General features: G+C 67.7%; 2 protein-coding genes. One reads left to right on the forward strand and one right to left on the reverse strand.

Translation table 11 applies throughout. The annotated features are described in order from the left end of the window. Positions 1–10 precede the first annotated feature (10 nt). Positions 11–1,342, reverse strand: a complete 1,332-nt coding sequence (locus ACRDUX_RS24280; protein ID WP_526417302.1) for an NtaA/DmoA family FMN-dependent monooxygenase — start codon at positions 1,340–1,342, stop codon at positions 11–13. A gap of 200 nt (positions 1,343–1,542) precedes the next feature. Between ACRDUX_RS24280 and ACRDUX_RS24285 the strand changes: the two genes are divergently transcribed. Continuing rightward, a partial coding sequence (locus ACRDUX_RS24285) for an acyl-CoA dehydrogenase family protein (protein ID WP_526417304.1) occupies positions 1,543–2,663 on the forward strand: 1,121 nt, incomplete at its 3' end.

The following is a 2,663-nucleotide window of genomic DNA, read 5'->3' on the forward strand; positions in this document are numbered from 1 at the left end:
GTTCGGGCCTTCACCCAACGCGAGCCGCGGCGCGACTTGCGTTGGGCGCGAGCGGCGGTAGGCCGTAGTGGCCGCGCAGCGTGGTGGATTCGTACTCCTTGCGGAAGATTCCACGGCGCTGCAACTCCGGCACCAGATGATCGGCGATCTGCTCCAGACCGGACGGGAAGACGTCGAAGTTGACGTTGAAGCCGTCGGCCGCTCGAGCTGTGAACCAGGCCTCGATCTCGTCGGCGACCTGTTCGGGCGTGCCGACGATGGCGTTCTGCGCGTTCGCGCGGCGCTGGAGTAGCTCACGCACCGTGAGGTCCTCCCGGCGTGCCACCGACAGCACGGAGTTGGCGCTGCCGATACTGCGCGGGCGCCACTGCGGTGAGTCGAAGAAGTGCCATGGCAGGGTCTTGTCCAAGTCCAGCAAGGCAACTGGGATGCCGAGCAGGGTTGCCAGCGCGCCCACCGCCGCCGCGTCCACGATGACCGGTCCGACCACTTCTGCACGACGGGCCTTCGCCTCGGCCTCGGTGCTACCGAGCGTGATGTTCAGGCCGGGCAGCACCAGCAGCTCGTCGGGGTTGCGACCGTGAGCCGCAGCGCGGGCCTTCAGATTGCGGTAGAACTCCTGCGCGGTCGGCACCGTGTTGGCGGCACAGAACACCGCGTCGGCGTGCTTGGCGGCGAGGTCGATGCCCAGCGGCGACGCACCCGCCTGGACGATCACCGGCCTGCCTTGCACGGAGCGCGGGAACTGAAACCGCGCACGGAAGCCCACGTGCTCGCCGTCGAAGTCCACCGTCGCCACCTTGCCGTCGTCCACCAGCTCACCCGTCGTGGGGTCGGCAACGAGGGCGTCCGCATCCCAGGAGTCCCAGAGCTGTTGGACGGCGATCAGCACTTCTTCGGCGCGCCCGTATCGGAAGTCGCGTTCGGGCAACGGCTCCCGGCCGTACAGGGCCGCTGCGGCGTCCTCACCGGAGGTGACGACGTTGACGGCCGCCCGACCACCGGAGGCGATGTCGAGCGTCGCGACCCGGCGGGCGACGTCCCATGGCTGGTAGAAGGTCGCCGACAGCGTCGCGACAAGGCCGATGTGGCTGGTCGCGCGGGCCACCGCCGTCTGGAGCATGAACGGGTCGAAGGCGTGCCACGGTTTGGTGAAGTTGGTGTCCCCCAGATGGTCGGCAAGGAACACCGCGTCGAGTAGCCCCCGCTCGGCGATCTGCCCGAGCTTCTCCCATGACGCGAAGTCGAGGAACCAGGTCGGCGGATCGCTCTGCCGCCAGCTGTTCGGCGGTTTCGCGAGGCCATTGCCGTTCACGTTCAGATGGAGGAGCCGTTCTGCCACCGCTCCATCCTTGGGGAGAACCGCCCGGGGATGAAGAGGAAGCGGCTACGGGTTCCGGCAAGCAGATCTTCGTAGTCCCGGGCTCGATCTCGGAGGGCAGGAGCGGAGCGACCCGGGATGGCAACAGTTAAGCGCGGGCGCATCGATGCGTTAGCCCAACCCCGTTGATCTGGCCCGCCCAGGGACTGAGACTGGGACGGATGACCGAACTTGCCGAAGCCAGCACCGCCGTCACCTACGGCTCACCACAGCTGCGGGAGCTGATCGACTACATCGCCGAAGGCGCCATCGGACGCGACGAGCGCGACGAGCTGCCCTACGAGGCGATCGACGCCGTCAAGCGGGCCCGCCTCGGAGCCATCCGCCTGCCCGTCGAACAGGGTGGCGGTGGTGCGTCGCTGGTGGAGGTCTACAAACTCTTCATCGAGCTGGGCGCGGCGGATTCCAACGTCGCGCACATCGTGCGCAGCCACTTCGGCGTCGTGGAGAACCTGCTGCGCAGCACTCGCCCCGAGGACGCGCAGTGGCTCGAGCGCGTCGCACGCGGTGACTTGATCGGTTCGGCGTCAACCGAACTGAGCGCGAAGGCCGGCGCCACCGATTTCCCGTACCAGACGGCGATCACCCAGACTTCCGACGGCCTGCGCCTGAACGGGACCAAGCACTACACCACGGGCAGCCTGTACATGGACTGGCTGATCGTCGGCGTCACCGACGTCGACGGAGACAAGGCCGAGGTCATCATCCCCACCGACCGCGCGGGCGTGGTGCGAACCAACGACTGGGACGGCTTCGGCCAGCGCTTCACCGGCAGCGGCACGGTGACCTTCGACAACGTCGACATCGCCCCCGAGGACTACTTCGTCAAGGGGGCATTCACCCGCGACGGGCTCACCTACCGCGCCACGTTCTTCCACATCCAACTCAGCGCGATGATCGCGGGCATCCTGCGAAGGGTCGCCAGCGATGCCGTCGACCAGGTCCACGGTAAGAAGCGGGCGTTCTATCACGCCACCGCCGACATCCCGACCAACGATCCGATCGTCCAGTACAGCGTCGGGCTGCTGCACAGTCAGGCCTTCGCCGCCGAGGCCATGGTGCTCGCCGCGGGCGCAGCCCTTGCAGAGGCGTACGCGGCAGCCGGCACTCCCGAGGAGCCCGAACTCTCGCTGCAGGCAACGCTGCTCAACGCCAAGGCCAAGGTCGTCATCGACGAACTCGCCAACCGCGCGGCCTCGGAACTGTTCGACATCGGTGGCGGCTCGCTGGTTCACCGCAGCAAGCACCTCGACCGGCACTGGCGCAACATCCGCTCGATCGC

The sequence above is a fragment of the Mycobacterium sp. genome, assembly GCF_050701675.1.
In the GTDB taxonomy this organism is placed as follows: Bacteria; Actinomycetota; Actinomycetes; order Mycobacteriales; family Mycobacteriaceae; genus Mycobacterium.